This is a genomic window from Cognatishimia coralii, assembly GCF_037478305.1.
Lineage (GTDB): Bacteria > Pseudomonadota > Alphaproteobacteria > Rhodobacterales > Rhodobacteraceae > Cognatishimia > Cognatishimia coralii.
In genome coordinates this window covers 1-687 of record NZ_JBBGAZ010000039.1, presented here as the reverse complement: position 1 = coordinate 687, position 687 = coordinate 1, and the positions used below count along the sequence as shown (strand labels likewise).

The 687-nt window shown below is 55.6% G+C and carries 1 protein-coding gene; it reads left to right on the top strand.

Annotation, left to right across the window (positions count from 1 at the left end):
• Positions 1-3: 3 nt before the first annotated feature.
• The coding region (locus WG622_RS19205; protein ID WP_339404916.1) for a GTP-binding protein at positions 4-687 on the top strand (684 nt) is incomplete at its 3' end.

The following is a 687-nucleotide window of genomic DNA, read 5'->3' as shown; positions in this document are numbered from 1 at the left end:
ATTATGGCAAAGGAAAAGTTTGAACGTTCCAAACCGCACTGCAACATCGGCACCATCGGCCACGTTGACCACGGTAAAACCACTCTGACCGCAGCGATCACCAAGCAATTCGGTGACTTCAAAGCGTATGACGAAATCGACGGCGCGCCAGAAGAAAAAGCACGCGGTATCACCATCTCGACTGCACACGTTGAGTATGAAACCGAAGCACGTCACTACGCACACGTCGACTGCCCAGGCCACGCTGACTATGTTAAAAACATGATCACAGGTGCGGCGCAGATGGACGGCGCGATCCTGGTTGTGAACGCAGCTGACGGCCCTATGCCTCAGACCCGTGAGCACATCCTGCTGGGCCGCCAGGTTGGCATCCCGGCCATGGTTGTCTTCATGAACAAAGTTGACCAGGTTGACGACGAAGAGCTGCTTGAGCTGGTTGAAATGGAAATCCGCGAGCTGCTGTCTGAGTATGAATTCCCAGGCGACGACATCCCTGTGATTGCTGGTTCCGCTCTGGCGGCTCTGGAAGATCGCGACGCAAACATCGGTTCCGAGAAAATCGCTGAGCTAATGGCGGCTGTTGACGAGTACATCCCACAGCCTCCACGTGCGACCGACCAGCCGTTCCTGATGCCAATCGAAGACGTGTTCTCGATCTCTGGTCGTGGTACCGTTGTGACCGGCCGT